This is a genomic window from Secundilactobacillus oryzae JCM 18671, assembly GCF_000740055.1.
GTDB classification, from domain to species: Bacteria; Bacillota; Bacilli; order Lactobacillales; family Lactobacillaceae; genus Secundilactobacillus; species Secundilactobacillus oryzae.
This window is the reverse complement of record NZ_BBJM01000034.1, coordinates 1-16,369: the sequence shown is the minus strand read 5'-3', so window position 1 is coordinate 16,369 and position 16,369 is coordinate 1. Positions and strand designations below refer to the sequence as shown.

Below are 16,369 nucleotides of genomic sequence, written 5' to 3'. Positions count from 1 at the left end.
GTAACGACTGATGAGATCCTAGCAGCACTTGAACTAATTAATCAACGACCATTAAAAATACATCATCAACAGACTGCCATTGAAAGATTCCGGGCTTGTTCGGATTAAACTTGTAATTTGCCAAACAGTATTCAAAATTTAATGAGAAATAGGAAGAAAACCTTGTGAAACTTGAGCATAACGATTAACATGAGAATAGTTTTTTAAAATATACCCGAAAGAGGGCGTTAAACTTGTTTGAATTTAATCGAAGATCTTGGGGATTTGACTGGCATGAATTCATTACCGGAGTCCTATTCATTGTTGCGGCGTTCGCATTATTAAGCGCACCAAAGGTTAGTGCAATTGTTCTCGCATTCTTAATGGCGGTGATGGCAATTTTGAGTGGGTTGACCACGCTTGCTGCTTACACAAAATTACGAGATTATGTCAACGGCCGAGCAATTGTGGCGTTGATTATTGGAATTTTAGATATTCTAATTGGTCTCGTTTTCCTATTTGATTATCAAAGTGCCATTGTCACATTGGGTTATTTATTTGGCCTTTGGTTCATCTTTGATTCGGTTGAACGATTGCTGGTGATTAGCCACATTCGTCAGCGGAGTAGTTTTTATTGGATTTCTCTGATTCTAAATATTCTGGGTCTCGTCGCCGGAATTTTGGTTTTCATCCATCCTTGGGTAGCTGTTCTTTCAATCAACTTTATGATTGTGGCTTATCTCTTGATTTTTGGTGTTAATGCCATTTTAGTGGCGTTTGCCCGTCGTTAAATAAAATTTTTGAAGCCTTGGCCGTATAGGGTCAAGGCTTTTATTATCGGCATTTACTGTAAATGAAACACCAGGTATGTTATAGTGTTTGGAGTGTCTAAATTCTGATTTCAAACTATTCAAAAAAATTGGGGCTAAATTATGGCAAATGACTTTCAATTAATTATTATTACTGGAATGAGTGGGGCTGGTAAAACAGTCGCCATGCGATCGCTTGAAGATCTTGGTTTCTTTAACATTGATAACTTACCGCCATCGCTTTTGCCTAAGTTTCTTGAATTGGTCAAGGAATCGGACAAACTCAATAAAGTCGCGCTGGCAATTGACTTGAGATCAAGGGCCTTTTATGCGGACGTCATTAATACCTTGGGGGATCTTTCGAATAATAATAATGCGCGAATTATTTTTCTGGATGCGTCAGATGAAGAACTCGTTTCCCGCTACAAAGAAACGCGGCGTGCTCATCCGCTGGCCCGAAATGGTCGAATCTTGGAAGGTATTCAAAAGGAGCGCGAACTTCTCACTGAAGTGCGTCGATCTGCCGATAAGGTAATTGACACTACTAATTTATCACCTAAACAATTAAGAGAAGAAATGTTTCAACTATTCGAAGTTAGCGAAGATAAGTCATTCCATATTGAAATGATGTCGTTTGGCTTCAAATATGGGGTTCCGATTGATGCCGACATCGTGATGGATGTGCGTTTTCTACCGAATCCGTATTACATTCCCGAATTACGCGCTAAAACTGGGAAGGATAAGCCCGTGTACGACTACGTCATGGCTCAGCCAGAAACGACCGAATTTTATGATCGTTTTCTTGGGTTACTGAAATTCATGATGCCTGGTTACCAAAAAGAAGGGAAGTCCAGTCTAACCATCGCGGTGGGCTGTACTGGTGGCCAACATCGGTCCGTTTCCTTAGTCGAACGCCTATCTGAAGCGCTGGGAAATGATTATCCCGTGCACATCACGCATCGTGACATGGCACGGAGCCAGGGGGGCATCAGTCACTAATGTTGAACGGAAGTAAAGGGCACCGGCCAAAAATCGTCGTAATCGGCGGTGGAACTGGCTTGCCCGTCATTTTAAAAAGCCTAAGGGACAAAGCCGTCGACATCACGGCGGTGGTCACCGTCGCTGATGACGGTGGTTCGTCTGGAATTATTAGAAATTATGTCAATGTGGTGCCACCTGGCGATATCCGAAACGTCATGGCGGCCTTATCTAAGTTACCTCAGTTGTACTTGGATATTTTTCAGTATCGTTTTAATAGTCAGGATCAATTCTTTGCGGGACACGCGATTGGTAATTTAATTATTGCCGCATTGTCAGAGATGAAGTCCGGTATTTTTGATGCGGTGCAGGAACTATCGAATATGATGCGAATTGAAGGCCAAGTCTTTCCGGCTTCGGATGAACCATTGGAATTAAATGCGGAATTTGACGATGGTAGTCAGTTGACTGGGGAGTCCGAAATTTCCGCAGCTAACAAGCTAATTAAGCGGGTTTGGGTGACTTCAAGTAATCATGGGGGCCAACAGCCAGAAGCTGTACAACAAGTCGTGGATGCCATCATGGAAGCAGACCAAATCGTCTTAGGACCGGGTAGCTTATTTACTAGTATTTTGCCTAACTTGATGATTGCAAACGTGGGCGAGGCGGTTAAGGCCACTAAAGCGGAAGTAATTTATATTTGTAACATCATGACGCAAAAAGGTGAGACCGAAAACTTTACGGACGCTGATCACATTCGGGTTTTGCATGAACATTTGAACGATAATTTTGTGGATACAGTTTTGGTGAACACGAAGAAGGTGCCAACCGATTATATCGATCACCAGCGCTGGAATGAAGTTTCTAAAGAAGTTGCACATGATTTTAAGGCACTTCAAGCACAAGGTTGCCGGGTTATTTCCGACGATTTTCTAGAGTTACGCGATAACGGGGTCTTCCATAACGGTGACCACGTAACTGCTGAATTAATCAACTTATTGGGTCAACCAAGTTGGCGTTAAACTGTCTGGAGGTGAGAACTTGTCATATGCAAGTGAAGTAAAAAAAGAGCTGACAACACTGTCAGTTCACCGTGAAAATGCTAAAGCAGAATTAATGGCTCTCATTCGGATGAATGGGTCGTTGACTTTGCAAAACCACAAATTTGTGTTGAACATTCAAACGGAAAATCCGGCAATTTCTCGTCGCATTTATCAACTGCTCAAGCAGTTTTATGAATTGGAAAGCGAACTGATTGTCCGCAAGAAGATGAAGTTAAAGAAAAATAACCTATACATCGTGCGTGTTAAGAGCGGTAACATGGAAATGCTAGATGATTTGTCGATTTTTGACGGTTTGCAAATCACCGAAACGGTGCCACCAGAATTACTCAAGGATGACGCCCAAGTGCGGTCATACTTGCGGGGCGCCTTTTTGGCCGGGGGATCGGTCAACAATCCAGAAACTTCTCGATACCATTTGGAAATTTATTCAATTTATGAAGAGCATAACCAAATGATTACCGACATGATGAACCGGTACGGCTTAAATGCTCGGAATACCAATCGACGGAGTGGCTATATTACCTACCTTAAGGAAGGTGAAAAAATTGCTGATTTTCTATCCTTGATTGGCGCAACACAGTCGATGCTCAAATTTGAAGATATTCGAATCATGCGTGACATGCGTAATTCCGTTAATCGGTTAGTGAACTGCGAAAATGCCAATATGGACAAGATTGCTAACGCATCAAGTCAGCAAATTGAAAATATTGAGTACATCCAGGCAACGGTTGGGCTGGATCAGTTACCACCTAAACTAAGAGAAGTGGCAGAAGTGCGACTTACGAATCGGGAAGTTAGTTTGAAAGAATTAGCTAATCTAATTCCGAGCGGGGTGATTTCAAAATCAGGCATCAATCACCGTTTGAAGAAGATTACCGAATTTGCCAACGAATTAAAAGAGCGTGAAATGAGCGCATAGAAAAAGGACCTAAGCGACGTTCATCGCTTAGGTCCTTTAATTTACAGCTTATTTACGTTCTTTGCTGCTTGACATGATTGAATCAATCAAACCGTAGTCCAATGCTTCTTGAGCGGTCAAGTAATTGTCACGCTCAGTATCATGGTTGATTGTTTCGATTGATTGACCGGTACTTTCGGCAAGAATTTCGTTGATGATCTTTCTTGTCTTCAAGATTTCGATCGCAGCAATCTCAATTTCAGTTTGTTGACCTTGTGCACCACCAGATGGTTGGTGAATCATGATTTCAGAGTGAGGTAAGGCGAATCGCTTGCCCTTAGCACCTGAAGTAGCTAATACGCTGGCCATTGATGCAGCCATTCCCATTACGATGGTTTGAACGTCAGCTTGAATGAAGTTCATAGTATCGTAAATAGCTAAACCTGAGGTAACAACACCACCAGGAGAGTTGATGTAAAGGTAGATGTCTTTTTCTGAGTCTTGGGCATCCAAGAAGAGTAATTGGGAGATGATGGAGTTAGCCATGTCATCTTCAATAGGACCTGAAAGCATGATGATGCGGTCCTTTAATAGTCTTGAGTAAATATCGTAAGCACGTTCGCCACGAGACGACTGCTCGATAACTGTTGGGACTAAGTTCATAATGTTGTAGCCTCCTTATTAACATAAAAGAATTAGTCTTATTTAACTAATATAAAGTAGTTTAAACCTATGGTCAAAAAAGGTCAAACGAAACGTTCTCCCGCTAATTCCAGGTTTTATTATCTGATATTACTGGCTTAAAAGCAAAGAATTGTATCAGAGAAATAAAAAAGACTAGCGATTGAGTTTCGCTAGTCTGCTTTGAATTGTTTGACCATGAAGTCTTTTATGCGCCCGGAGGGAATCGAACCCCCATTTCAAGAACCGGAATCTTACGTGCGATCCATTACACTACGGGCGCAGCAACGTTTTTGCTAACTTAGTTACTATAACCGATTATGGATAAAAATTCAAGATTGATTGGAATCAATTTTCGATTAAAGTTATTTGACGAAAATGGTGTCACGCGCTAATATAGTAGGCGAGCATTGAGTCTAAGAATGTTCGAAAGCGGCACCTTATTTTTTTGGTTACGATGGGTCACTTTTAGGCACGGGTGGTCGCATGTCGTCCCACGGTAGGAGTTGAAATCTTGAATAACGAGTGGCATTGGATTAATAAAATTGTTCCAGATTTACAAGAAAAGCTCATTAGTCGCTACTTGCTATTAGAAGCAATTGCTCAATTGCAACCGGTTGGACGACGTACCTTAGCTGACAAGATGGCGTTGTCGGAACGCAGCATGCGGACCGAGACGGAGAATCTGAAGGATTTGAACCTGGTTTCCATTGATAAGGTGGGGATGCAACTCACGAGTTCAGGCAGTCGCCTGTTGAAGGAACTTAAACCTACTATTGATAAGCTACTTGGACGACAACAGCGTGCTGAACAACTTCAGCGGGTGCTAGGTATCCAGTGCTGCACGATTGTACCAGGTAACTCTGACGAGAGTCAGGATGTTCTTGAGACAATGGGAAAGACAGCTGAATCGGTGTTGTTGGACCAACTACCTGAAGGCGAATCCATCATTGCGGTGATGGGTGGTTCGACAATGGTCAGTGTTGCACAACAGATGACTCAGGCGCTGACGAAGAACCGACAGCTGACGTTCGTACCAGCTCGAGGTGGGATTGGTGAGGCACCTGCGCTACAGGCTAATGCGGTTAGTGCCAAGATGGCCGAACAAACAGGTAGCAAGTTTCGTTCCTTATTTATCCCGGAGTCTATTAGTAAGGAGGCCATTGCGTCTTTGCAATCCGATCCAGCAATTAGTGACATTTTAGACTTGATTAAGTCGAGTAATGTGGCAATTCACGGTATCGGGGAAGCAATTCAGATGGCTGAGCGACGACAAATGTCGCAAACGTTGATTCAAACGTTGAAAAAGAAGCGAGCAGTTGGGGAAGCGTTTGGCTATTTCTTTGATGAAGATGGCAACGTTGTTTATAAATTACCCAGAATTGGTCTCCAACTTGAAGATCTCGCAAAAAAGGATTTTGTACTTGCCGTAGCCGGCGGAAGTCTTAAAGCCGCCGCCATTCAGGCATACGCAAAAATTGCTCCTAAGCAGACTTGGTTAATTACTGACGAAGGAGCAGCTGACATGATTTTAAAAAAGTGATACTATAACTTTTGTGTTACTTATTTAAAATAATATTTTCTAACTTCCTAAGGAGGAAATCTTAGTATGACTGTAAAGATTGGTATCAATGGTTTTGGACGTATTGGCCGTTTGGCATTCAAGCGTATCCACCAACTTAACTCAAGCGATATCGAAGTTGTTGCTATCAACGATTTAACAACCCCTTCAATGTTGGCTTACTTATTAAAATATGACTCAACTCATGGTCGTTTCCCTGGTGAAGTTTCATCAACGGATTCAGCTATCGTAGTTGATGGCAAGGAATACCCTGTATATGCAGAGCCAAAAGCTCAAGACATTCCATGGGTTAAGAACGATGGTGTTGACTACGTTCTTGAATGTACTGGATTCTACACTTCAGCTGAAAAGTCACAAGCTCACTTGGATGCAGGTGTAAAGCGTGTTCTTGTTTCAGCTCCTGCTGGTGATGTTCGTACTGTTGTTCCAGGTGTTAACTTGGATACTTTGGAAGCCGGCGACAAGATCGTTTCTGCTGGTTCATGTACAACTAACTGTCTTGCACCAATGGCTTACTTCTTGAACGAAGACTTTGGTATCGAAGCCGGTACAATGACTACTATCCATGCCTTCACTTCAACTCAACAAATTCTTGATGGACCTCGCGGTAAGAAGATGCGTAACAACCGTACTGCATCTGTTAACACGATTCCTCACTCAACTGGTGCTGCTAAGGCTATTGGTATCGTTATCCCTGAACTTCAAGGTAAGTTACAAGGCCACGCACAACGTGTTGCTGTTGTCGATGGTTCATTAACTGAATTGGTTACTGTTCTTAAGAAGTCAAACGTGACTGCTGACGAAATCAACTCAGCTATGAAGAAGCACACTGAAAACAACGAAGCTTACGGCTGGAACGAAGACGAAATCGTATCATCAGATATTATTGGTGACGACCACGGTTCAGTATTCGACCCAACTCAAACTGAAGTTACAACTAGTGGTGACACTCAATTAGTTAAGACTGTTGCTTGGTACGATAACGAATGGGGCTTCACTTGCAACATGGTTCGTACTTTAATCAAGTTTGCTACGCTTTAATTAAATAATTAGCACATCAAATTTGAAAAGAGGTGGGGGAGGTTGCTCCTCCACTTTTTTGCTTCATAACCAAAATTACTAGTCACTGGAGGTTTCTAAATTGGCTAAATTAACTGTTTCTGATTTAGAGTTACAAGGTAAAAAAGTATTAATGCGTGTCGATTTTAACGTGCCTATTAAGGGCGGCGTTATCGGTAACGACAACCGGATTGTGGCTGCATTGCCAACAATCAACTACGTTATCGAACATGGTGGCAAGGCTGTCTTGTTCTCTCATCTTGGCCGGATCAAGAAGGAAGAAGACAAGAAGGATCTTTCAATGCGTCCAGTTGCTGAAAGACTTTCAAACCTTTTAAACAAGCCTGTTACGTTTGTGCCAGCTACTGAAGGCAAGCAACTCGAAGATGCCATTGATGGCATGAGTGATGGCGATGTTTTAGTCGTTGAAAACACTCGTTTCGAAGATGTTAAAGATGGTGAATACGTTAAGCGTGAATCTGGTAACGATCCAGAATTAGGCAAGTACTGGGCATCATTAGGTGACGTTTTTGTTAACGATGCTTTCGGAACTGCTCACCGTAGTCACGCTTCAAACGTTGGAATTGCTTCTAACATGGCCCAAACTGCTGCCGGCTTCTTGATGGAAAAAGAAATCAAGTTTATCGGTGGTGCCGTTTCAACGCCAGAACACCCATTTGTTGCCATTCTTGGTGGTGCAAAGGTTTCTGATAAAATCGGTGTTATCGATAACTTACTCGATAAAGCTGATAAAGTTATTATCGGTGGTGGGATGACTTACACATTCTACGCTGCTAAGGGCATGAAGATTGGTAACTCACTTGTTGAAGAAGACAAGATTGATTTGGCAAAGCAAATCATGGACAAGGCTGGCGACAAGCTAGTTCTTCCTGTTGATTCTATCGTTGCTGAAAAGTTCTCTAACGATGTTCCTAACAAGACAGTTGAAGGCGACATTCCTGATGGTTACATGGCCCTTGATATTGGACCTAAGTCAGTTGCTGACTTTGAAGCTGTTTTGAAGGATGCTAAGTTAGTTGTTTGGAACGGCCCAATGGGTGTGTTCGAAATGAGTAACTATGCTGAAGGAACTTTGGAAATCGGTAAGTTCCTTGGTACTTTGAGCACTGCAACCACAATCGTTGGTGGTGGTGATTCAACTGCAGCCGTTCAACAATTAGGCGTTGCTGACCAATTGACTCATATTTCAACTGGTGGCGGTGCTTCACTTGAATACCTCGAAGGTAAGACATTACCAGGTATTGCTGCAATTTCAGACAAATAACAACGAGGAACCTGCGGGCTTTTTGCCTGTGGGTTCTTTTTGTTAGTCGAGTGGTGACATACTATTTTTAAATTGGACTACCTAAAAAACAACAAAATTTATCGACTAAAAAAGGATTATATTAAGATTTTTTGAGAATTAAAAATTATTTTGGTATACCTGGTTTTAAGACTGGATTAAATAAATAGTTTTCGGTAGAATGGGCACAGTAGTAAATTTTCTTGTGAAAGGAAGTTATAGCGTGCGGATACCACTTATTGCTGGCAATTGGAAAATGAATAAAACGGTGACGGAGGCAGTGACGTTCACCAAACAAGTGACAGATCAGCTTCCAGATCCTTCTGAGGTCGAAACAGCGATCGCGGCACCTGCTATTTTATTGCAGCCGATGATTGATGCTAATAGTGGCGGACGACTCCAAGTGGCTGCCGAGAATTGTTATTACGAAAATGAAGGTGCTTATACGGGCGAGACAAGTCCAATGGCGCTGAAAGATATGGGCTTACATTATGTTATTATTGGTCATTCTGAACGACGTCGTTATTTTAACGAAACTGATGACATTATTAACCGTAAAGTCCATGCCGTTTATAATAATGCCATGGTCCCGATATTGTGTTGTGATGAAACCATGGGTCGGCGCGAATCAGGGGAACACGTCCACTGGGTAGTTAGCCAGGTGACGGCTGCACTCAAAGGTATTAGTGACGATGAAGCAAAAAAATTAGTCATTGCCTATGAACCTAGTTGGGCGATTGGTAGTGGCAAATCTGCTTCGTTTGATCAAGCTGAGGAAGGTTGCTACTTAATTCGCCAAACTGTGGCGGATCTCTATAGCGATGAAATTGCTAACCAGGTTCGCGTCTTATATGGTGGCAGCGTTAATCCAGATAACGTGAAGGGGTTAATGGCCAAGGATAACATCGATGGTGTTTTGGCAGGCGGGGCCAGTTTGAAGGAAGAAACCTTCCTTCAATTAACTCAATACAAAAATTAACGAAAATATAATTGCAAGTTCAGCAGTAAACTTATAAAATGGTAGGCGGGAAGTTTCCCGTTAGGCAATAAATCATAAGGAGAGAATATAATGTCAATTATTTCTGATATTTATGCTCGTGAAGTCTTAGACTCACGAGGCAATCCGACCGTTGAAGTCGAATTATATACTGAAGCAGGTGCCATGGGTCGCGGAATCGTGCCTTCTGGTGCATCAACTGGTGAACATGAAGCCGTTGAATTACGCGACGGTGACAAAGATCGTTTCGGCGGTAAGGGTGTTCAAAAAGCCGTTGATAATGTTAACAACATTATCGCAAAAGAAATTGTGGGCTACGACGTAACTGACCAAGTTGCTATCGATAAAGCCATGATCAAGCTTGATGGTACGCCTAACAAGGGTAAGCTCGGTGCAAACGCAATTTTGGGTGTTTCACTTGCAGCCGCTCGTGCAGCCGCTGATGAATTAGAAACACCACTATACAACTACCTTGGCGGTTTCAATGGCCACGTATTACCAACTCCAATGATGAACGTTATCAATGGTGGTAAGCACGCTAACAACAAGGTTGATTTCCAAGAATTCATGATCATGCCTGTTGGCGCTCCTACTGTTAAGGAAGCCATCCGTATGGGTGCAGAAACATTCCACAGCTTGAAGGCTATCTTAAACGAACGCGGTTACTCAACTGCTGTTGGTGATGAAGGTGGATTTGCTCCTGACCTTAAGAACAACGAAGAACCATTCGAAATCCTCGTTGAAGCCATCGAAAAAGCTGGTTACAAGCCTGGTAAGGATGTTGCTATCGCCTTTGACTGTGCTTCTTCAGAATTCTACAACGCTGACACTAAGACTTATGACTTAGTTGGTGACGGCAAGTCATACACAGCTGACGAATTCGTTTCATTACTTGAAAGCATCGTTGACAAGTACCCAGTTGTTTCAATCGAAGATCCTTTGGATGAAAACGAATGGGAAGACTGGCAAAAAGCCACTGAACGTCTTGGCAAGAAAGTTCAACTCGTTGGTGACGACTTGTTCGTTACAAACACTGACTACCTTGCAAAGGGTATCAAGATGGGCGTTGGTAACTCAATCTTAATCAAGCTTAACCAAATCGGTACTTTAACTGAAACTGTTGAAGCTGTTGAAATGGCTAAACAAGCTGGTTACACTGCAGTTATCTCTCACCGTTCAGGTGAAACTGAAGATACAACTATCGCTGACTTAGTTGTTGCATTGAACGCTGGTCAAATTAAGACTGGTTCAATGAGCCGTGGCGAACGTATCGCTAAGTACAACCAATTAATCAGAATTGAAGATCAACTTGGCCTTGTAGGCGAATACAAGGGTATCCACTCATTCTACAACTTGAGTGACCAAGCTCGTGACGCAATCCAAGCAAAGTAATTAATTTAATTTAATTACTTTTCAGACCTCCTTCGTATTTAAAAGATATGAAGGAGGTTTTTTTGTGAAAAAAATTAAAGTAATAGCAGCTTTAGCTGTCAGCGTTTGTGCGGTGTCTCTATTAACGAAACAGGTGCAAGCGGAAGAAACGTATCATGTAACAATCAATGCGATAGGCCGCGTTATCAATACGGACGGCTCGAAAACCAATATTCAACTTGACTCAGTAGAGCGTGATTTGCCAGAGGGGTCCTCACCAGCCCCATTTGGCGATTTTAAGGGCTACACAGCTAAGTCAAAACAAATTTTTGTGAGTTCGGGTATGGGAAATAATGCCGTGTACACGCAGTATTATGATGCAGCACCAGCTCTTCCTACAGTTAAGTATCGACTAGTTCAAAATGATGGTTTGGTTGCTAATGATGATTTATTGCCAATGACTAAGTTTAGCAATGGAACGATTGGTGGTAAGTATAATGTTGAAGAGCTGGGGGAGCTTCAGTTAGCTGGATACAAGTTATTGAATCCAGACGACACTCAAGGGTCAATTTCAAGTTTAGACCAAGTTATTTTGCTGAAGTATCAAAGTTTGACCCAACAACCAGATACGCCAACGAAATCCGATGATAATACAGATAAAGCGAAGAATGACTCGGATAATCAGCCGGGGGACCAATCCACTGATACAGGCACATCGTCCAAGGATGAAAATACTGCAACTTCCGAGGAAACCAGTGAGACAGCAGGTACCCAAACGGATGAAGCTAAATCCAGTGAGAGTGGGAGTCAAACAGAGACCATTCAGCCGATTGAGACCACTGATGATAGTACGGAAACATCTGAAGTGAAAACCGTTGAAACGAATGATGAAGGCGCTCAGACTGATGAAACTAAGCCGGTGGAAACTAGTGAAGGTAGTACACAGACCGAAGAATCCAAGTCTGTTGAGATCAGTGATCAAAGCACTCAAACTGAGGCCGTTGAGTCTAAAGAGACGGTTGATGAAGATAGCCAAACGGATGAGCCCGTTTCTGCGAAGAGCCAAGATGAGAGTGTTCAAACAGATGATGATTTAAATCAAGAATCAAAAAGAGAAAAAGATCAACTTAAAGATGATAAAGCAGATATCAAAACGCCTGATAAGAAGCGACTAGAAATTCGTTCTGAATTGGATCAATCTACTATTCGAAAAGTGACACCGGAAGAAGGTACAACAGACTTAAAAAAATCGGATTCGGCTGAAGTGACCTCAAAGGAGAACGATGACCAGAATCATGATAAAATGGAAAAATCAGCTTCTGATGATCAAGATTCAGTAGAAGACTCAGATTCCGAGGTGGATGATTCATCGAAGCCAACGTCGAAACAGAAACCAGCTGCTAAATTGCCACAAACTGATGAGAAGGATACTCATCATGTTGGAGCCACCATTGGGATGGTGGGTCTACTTCTCTCCATTTTTGGTGGTTTTACGCATTGGAAACAAAAGTGGGCCTAAATCGCTTTGTCCTAAAGTTGAGACTGGAATTATTCCGGCATTTATGATAGATTAGTATCAGTGTTATCAGACCTATTGCAATGTCTAGGAGGCATTCCTTTGTATAATTTATTAATGACAATTTTGCTCGTTGTGAGCGTATTAATTATCATCGCTGTTATGATGCAACCTGCAAAGCAAAGTGACGCCATGTCAGCATTAAGTGGTGGCGCAGACGAGTTATTCTCAAGACAAAAGGCACGAGGCTTCGAGGCTTTCATGCAAAAAGTGACAGTTGTTCTTGGTGTTATTTTCTTTGTGGATGCACTCGCATTAGTTTATTTATCTTCACACTAGCTAGCTGGACCTCCTGTGATTCGATTACAGGAGGTTTTTTATACATATTTGCCTGTAAGGGGTGGCTTAAATGTTTAAAGCACAGACACCATTTTTATTTGAGCATGGACCACGGGCAGTCATATTGCTGCACGCCTACGCTAGTGGACCGAATGACGTCCGGATGCTTGCCAGAGCCTTGGAGCGCGAAAACTTTACTGTCTATGCGCCAAAATTCACTGGGCATGCTACTGGGGAACCGTTAGACATTCTCCGAGAAGGTAATCCGGATCGATGGCGTCAGGATGTTCGTGATGCCATTGCTTATATGACTGAGCGAGGCTACCGTGAATTGAGCATCTTCGGTTTATCTTTAGGCGGTGCCTATGCCATTAAAGCTTTAGAAGAGGTTCCGGAATTAGTTGGCGGTGGCGCATTTAGTTCACCAGTCATGGCGGACAGTTTTGTTAATATTTCTGCAGAATTTTATCGATTAGCTAAGATGACATATGACGCCCAAGCAATGTCGGAAGCGGTGCAGGCTGAACGAAGGCAACTAATTCAAGCTGAACTTCCCGGTCAATTGGCGACAATCGATGCGTTGATGACTAAAATTACGGTCGATTTGTCCAGTATTTCCCAACCGACCTTCATTGCCCAGGGCGGTCAAGACGAGTTGGTTGCACCAGATAGTGGTCAAAAGCTCGCACAACACCTTGTGAACTCGCAGGTGACATATCAGTATTATGAAGAAGCTACTCATGCCCTTACAGTTAATAGTGCCCACAAACAATTAGAAGTTGATTTAATTCAATTTCTGAAATCAATTTATAGTAATGAGGAATAAATAGTGCAAGATAATAATTTAAAAAACCAAATCATTGATTTGCTTCAAAAGAATCCCGACAAGAGTTATTCTGTTGAGGATATTTCAGATGCGCTTAAGTATCACGGTGCAGCAGCTTTTAAACTTATTGTGCAAGAAATGGCTGCTTTAGAGCGTGATAAACAAAGTATCGTAACCGATACGGGACGTTTTCAATTAAACCCAGCAACACGAGTTTTGACGGGGATCTTCCATGGTAACGATAAAGGTTTCGGCTTTATTGCCTATAGTGACGAAGAGCCAGACGCTTATATCGCGCCAGACAATACGCTTAGTGCGTTAAATGGCGATGAAGTGGAAATGGAAATCGTTCGACGGGCCACTCCTGGTTCGGACAAGGGGCCAGAAGGTAAGGTTCTTAAGATCACGGCTCACCACTACGATCACGTTGTTGGTGAATTCCAAAAGACAGATGATGATAACGGCTATTACGGTCAAATTCGTCTAACCGATAAGAAGTTGAAACGGTTTAAGTTTTACGTTTCTGATAACGGTTTAAAGCCAACACCTGGCGAAGTCGTGACAGCTGACATTACCGAATATCCAAATGCGCAACATCCGCTAGCAATGGTGGGGATTGCCAAACAAGTTATCGGTAGTGTGGACGATCCTGGAATCGACATTCTACAGATTGTGTACGCTCATGATATTCCTGCTGAATTCCCAGAGGATGTTCTGCAAGAAGCCGACGCAATTCCTGATCACGTAACTGAAGAAGAATTAGTTGGCCGTGAAGATATCACTGACCAAAACTTGGTGACGATTGATGGCGAATCATCGAAAGACTTGGATGATGCCGTGACGGTTTGGAAGCTAGACAATGGCAACTACCATTTAGGCGTCCATATTGCCGATGTCTCGCATTATGTTAAGGAAGGTTCACAGTTAGACCAAGAAGCGTTCAAACGCGGTACCAGCGTCTATTTGACCGACAGAGTGATTCCGATGTTGCCTCGTCGACTTTCAAACGGAATCTGTTCACTTAACGAAGGCGTTCTCCGTCTTTGTATGAGTTGTGAAATGGAAATTGATCCTGAAGGTAACGTTATCAGCCACCGAATTCATCCAAGCGTCATGAAATCAAAGGCCCGGATGACTTACACGGCAGTTAACCAGATCTTAGAATCACATGATGAAAAGACACGTAACGAATACGAAGAACTCGTCCCAATGTTCGAAACGATGGGTGAGTTACACAAGATTCTTTACAAGCACCGTAAGCGCCGTGGGGCCATTGACTTTGATGATCATGAAGCAGAAATCATTGTGGACGAAAATGGCCATGCCATTGACATTAAGCTTCGCACTCGTGGTTTGGCTGAACGAATGATTGAATCATTTATGTTGGCTGCCAACGAAACAGTTGCAGAGCACTACGATCACGCCAAGGCACCATTCATTTACCGTGTTCACGAAACGCCAGATGGTGAACGGATTAAGTCATTCTTCGAATTCTTGACGGCATTTGGTATCAACGTTAAGGGTGACCCAGCTCATTTGAGTCCTAAGACTATGCAAGGTATTTTAAAGCAGGTTGCTGGTAAGCCAGAAGAAGCTGTTGTGTCGGTCATGATGTTACGGAGTTTGAAGCAAGCACGTTATGCTGACCAATCATTAGGACACTTTGGCTTGGGTGCCGAGTTCTACACTCACTTTACGTCACCAATCAGACGTTATCCGGATACGATGGTTCACCGGATGATTCATTACTACGAAGATAATGGTGTAAACAAAGAGTCCAAGAAGAAGTTTGCTGGGATCCTTGATGAAATTGCTACTCAAACTTCCGAAAACGAACGCCGTGCAATTGATGCCGAACGTGATACGGATGCCATGAAGAAAGCAGAATACATGGCTGATCATGTTGGTGAGGAATTCGAAGCAACGATTAGCTCAGTTATGAAGTTCGGGATGTTTATCGAACTTGAAAATACTGTAGAAGGCCTTGTGCACATTAGCCGGATGCAGGATGATTATTATGAATACGTTGAACAATATCTAGCTTTAGTAGGTCGAAATACTAAACGGACTTACCGTATTGGTCAGACCGTTAAGGTTAAGGTCATTAACGTCGATAAGGAACAGAGTGCAGTTGATTTTGATATTGTTAATCCAGAAGAGACGCCAACAAGTGACTTGTTGCCAAAACGGGCATCACGTCCTCGTGGCCCTCGTCGGGATGGTAACGGTGGTTCACACCGGCCAAATCAATCGCGGTCAAATGGACAACAACGTTCTGGTCAACGCGGTAATGGTAGTGGACGTCCAAATAATGTTGGCCGCTCCAATAACCGCAACAATTCAAATCAAGGCCATCGCAAATAAGCCGGTTAGTCAGTTAATAACGAGGTGACGAATTTGGCAAAGAAAAAGACGAAACCAAACGATGATAATGTACTAGCTCAAAATAAAAAAGCGCGTCATGACTATAATATTTTGGAAACCGTTGAGGCGGGTGTCGTTTTAACTGGAACCGAGATTAAGTCTGCACGAGCTAGACGATTAAACCTGAAAGATGGTTTTGCTCAAATTCGAAATGGTGAAGCCTGGCTCATGAATGTTCACATTAGTGAGTATGATCAAGGAAACCAATTTAATCATGACCCCTTACGTAATCGAAAGTTGTTGTTACATAAGAAGGAAATTAAGAAACTGGGTGACATGACCAAGGACAAGGGGATTACGATTGTGCCTCTACGAGTGTATCTGAAAAAGGGATTTGCTAAAGTCCTGCTCGGTGTGGGTGAAGGTAAGCATGAGTATGATAAGCGCGAAACCATTAAGAAGCGTGAGCAAGATCGTCAAATTGCAAGAGTGATGAAGCATTATTAAAAGGGGCTGTGACATAAGTCCCAAAATAAAAGGCACTACCGTCAGATTTTAAAAACTGATGGTAGTGCCTTTTTGATATAATGAAAAATAAAAAAA

At 42.6% G+C, this 16,369-nt stretch carries 15 protein-coding genes, 1 tRNA gene and 1 pseudogene; 15 read left to right on the top strand and 2 right to left on the bottom strand.

Annotated elements, in window-relative coordinates; genetic code table 11:
* The 5 genes and pseudogenes from LOSG293_RS08210 to whiA form a co-directional block, all read left to right on the top strand.
* Positions 1-108: pseudogene (locus tag LOSG293_RS08210) on the top strand (IS30 family transposase); the annotation flags it as partial.
* A gap of 125 nt (positions 109-233) precedes the next feature.
* On the top strand, positions 234-770 hold the full coding sequence (locus LOSG293_RS08205) for an HdeD family acid-resistance protein (protein WP_034529198.1): 537 nt from the start codon (positions 234-236) through the stop codon (positions 768-770).
* 141 nt (positions 771-911) lie between these two features.
* Positions 912-1,787 (top strand): RNase adapter RapZ, encoded by an 876-nt coding sequence (gene rapZ, locus LOSG293_RS08200; RefSeq protein ID WP_034529195.1) that lies wholly within the window; start codon positions 912-914, stop codon positions 1,785-1,787.
* Positions 1,787-2,788, top strand: coding sequence for a gluconeogenesis morphogenetic factor MgfK (gene mgfK, locus LOSG293_RS08195; RefSeq protein ID WP_034529193.1), 1,002 nt, complete (start codon positions 1,787-1,789; stop codon positions 2,786-2,788). Before rapZ ends, mgfK begins: the two co-directional genes overlap by 1 nt.
* Positions 2,789-2,807: 19 nt before the next feature.
* A complete protein-coding gene (gene whiA / locus LOSG293_RS08190) occupies positions 2,808-3,749 on the top strand; it encodes a DNA-binding protein WhiA (protein ID WP_034529190.1) in 942 nt (313 codons plus the stop codon).
* A 48-nt stretch (positions 3,750-3,797) separates the two neighbouring features.
* On the opposite strand, the gene clpP is transcribed toward whiA, so the two are convergent.
* Together clpP and LOSG293_RS08180 are read right to left on the bottom strand one after the other, a co-directional pair.
* Positions 3,798-4,391 (bottom strand): ATP-dependent Clp endopeptidase proteolytic subunit ClpP, encoded by a 594-nt coding sequence (clpP, locus tag LOSG293_RS08185; RefSeq protein ID WP_034529188.1) that lies wholly within the window; start codon positions 4,389-4,391, stop codon positions 3,798-3,800.
* A gap of 229 nt (positions 4,392-4,620) precedes the next feature.
* Positions 4,621-4,692: transfer RNA gene (locus LOSG293_RS08180), tRNA-Arg, on the bottom strand.
* 231 nt (positions 4,693-4,923) lie between these two features.
* Between LOSG293_RS08180 and LOSG293_RS08175 the strand changes: the two genes are divergently transcribed.
* From LOSG293_RS08175 to smpB, 10 genes are all read left to right on the top strand, one after another.
* Positions 4,924-5,952, top strand: coding sequence for a sugar-binding transcriptional regulator (locus LOSG293_RS08175; protein ID WP_034529185.1), 1,029 nt, complete (start codon positions 4,924-4,926; stop codon positions 5,950-5,952).
* Positions 5,953-6,018: 66 nt separating this feature from the next.
* Entirely contained in the window at positions 6,019-7,032 is a 1,014-nt protein-coding gene (gene gap, locus LOSG293_RS08170; RefSeq protein ID WP_034529182.1) for a type I glyceraldehyde-3-phosphate dehydrogenase, read from the top strand.
* Between the two features lie 100 nt (positions 7,033-7,132).
* Positions 7,133-8,335, top strand: a complete 1,203-nt coding sequence (locus LOSG293_RS08165) for a phosphoglycerate kinase (protein ID WP_034529180.1) — start codon at positions 7,133-7,135, stop codon at positions 8,333-8,335.
* A 241-nt stretch (positions 8,336-8,576) separates the two neighbouring features.
* Positions 8,577-9,332 (top strand): triose-phosphate isomerase, encoded by a 756-nt coding sequence (tpiA, locus tag LOSG293_RS08160; RefSeq protein ID WP_034529178.1) that lies wholly within the window; start codon positions 8,577-8,579, stop codon positions 9,330-9,332.
* A gap of 90 nt (positions 9,333-9,422) precedes the next feature.
* Positions 9,423-10,742, top strand: coding sequence for a phosphopyruvate hydratase (gene eno, locus LOSG293_RS08155; protein ID WP_034529175.1), 1,320 nt, complete (start codon positions 9,423-9,425; stop codon positions 10,740-10,742).
* 64 nt (positions 10,743-10,806) lie between these two features.
* Positions 10,807-12,240 carry a midas domain-containing protein gene (locus LOSG293_RS08150; RefSeq protein WP_034529172.1) on the top strand — a complete coding sequence of 478 codons (1,434 nt, stop codon included), beginning with the start codon at positions 10,807-10,809 and terminating at the stop codon, positions 12,238-12,240.
* A gap of 99 nt (positions 12,241-12,339) precedes the next feature.
* Positions 12,340-12,576, top strand: coding sequence for a preprotein translocase subunit SecG (secG, locus tag LOSG293_RS08145; protein ID WP_034529169.1), 237 nt, complete (start codon positions 12,340-12,342; stop codon positions 12,574-12,576).
* 70 nt (positions 12,577-12,646) lie between these two features.
* Positions 12,647-13,402 carry an alpha/beta hydrolase gene (locus LOSG293_RS08140; protein WP_034529167.1) on the top strand — a complete coding sequence of 252 codons (756 nt, stop codon included), beginning with the start codon at positions 12,647-12,649 and terminating at the stop codon, positions 13,400-13,402.
* A gap of 3 nt (positions 13,403-13,405) precedes the next feature.
* Complete coding sequence (gene rnr, locus LOSG293_RS08135) at positions 13,406-15,766, top strand: ribonuclease R (protein ID WP_034529161.1); 2,361 nt, start codon at positions 13,406-13,408, stop codon at positions 15,764-15,766.
* A gap of 33 nt (positions 15,767-15,799) precedes the next feature.
* The gene (gene smpB / locus LOSG293_RS08130) at positions 15,800-16,273 is read left to right on the top strand and encodes an SsrA-binding protein SmpB (RefSeq protein ID WP_034529158.1); all 474 of its coding nucleotides are present in this window, start codon (positions 15,800-15,802) and stop codon (positions 16,271-16,273) included.
* The last annotated feature ends 96 nt before the right edge of the window (positions 16,274-16,369 follow it).

Coding starts and splice junctions, on each gene's coding strand:
- rapZ (WP_034529195.1), top strand. CDS start 912: ATGGCAAATGACTTTCAATTAATTATTATTACTGGAATGAGTGGGGCT.
- mgfK (WP_034529193.1), top strand. CDS start 1,787: ATGTTGAACGGAAGTAAAGGGCACCGGCCAAAAATCGTCGTAATCGGC.
- clpP (WP_034529188.1), bottom strand. CDS start 4,391: ATGAACTTAGTCCCAACAGTTATCGAGCAGTCGTCTCGTGGCGAACGT.
- gap (WP_034529182.1), top strand. CDS start 6,019: ATGACTGTAAAGATTGGTATCAATGGTTTTGGACGTATTGGCCGTTTG.
- eno (WP_034529175.1), top strand. CDS start 9,423: ATGTCAATTATTTCTGATATTTATGCTCGTGAAGTCTTAGACTCACGA.
- LOSG293_RS08140 (WP_034529167.1), top strand. CDS start 12,647: ATGTTTAAAGCACAGACACCATTTTTATTTGAGCATGGACCACGGGCA.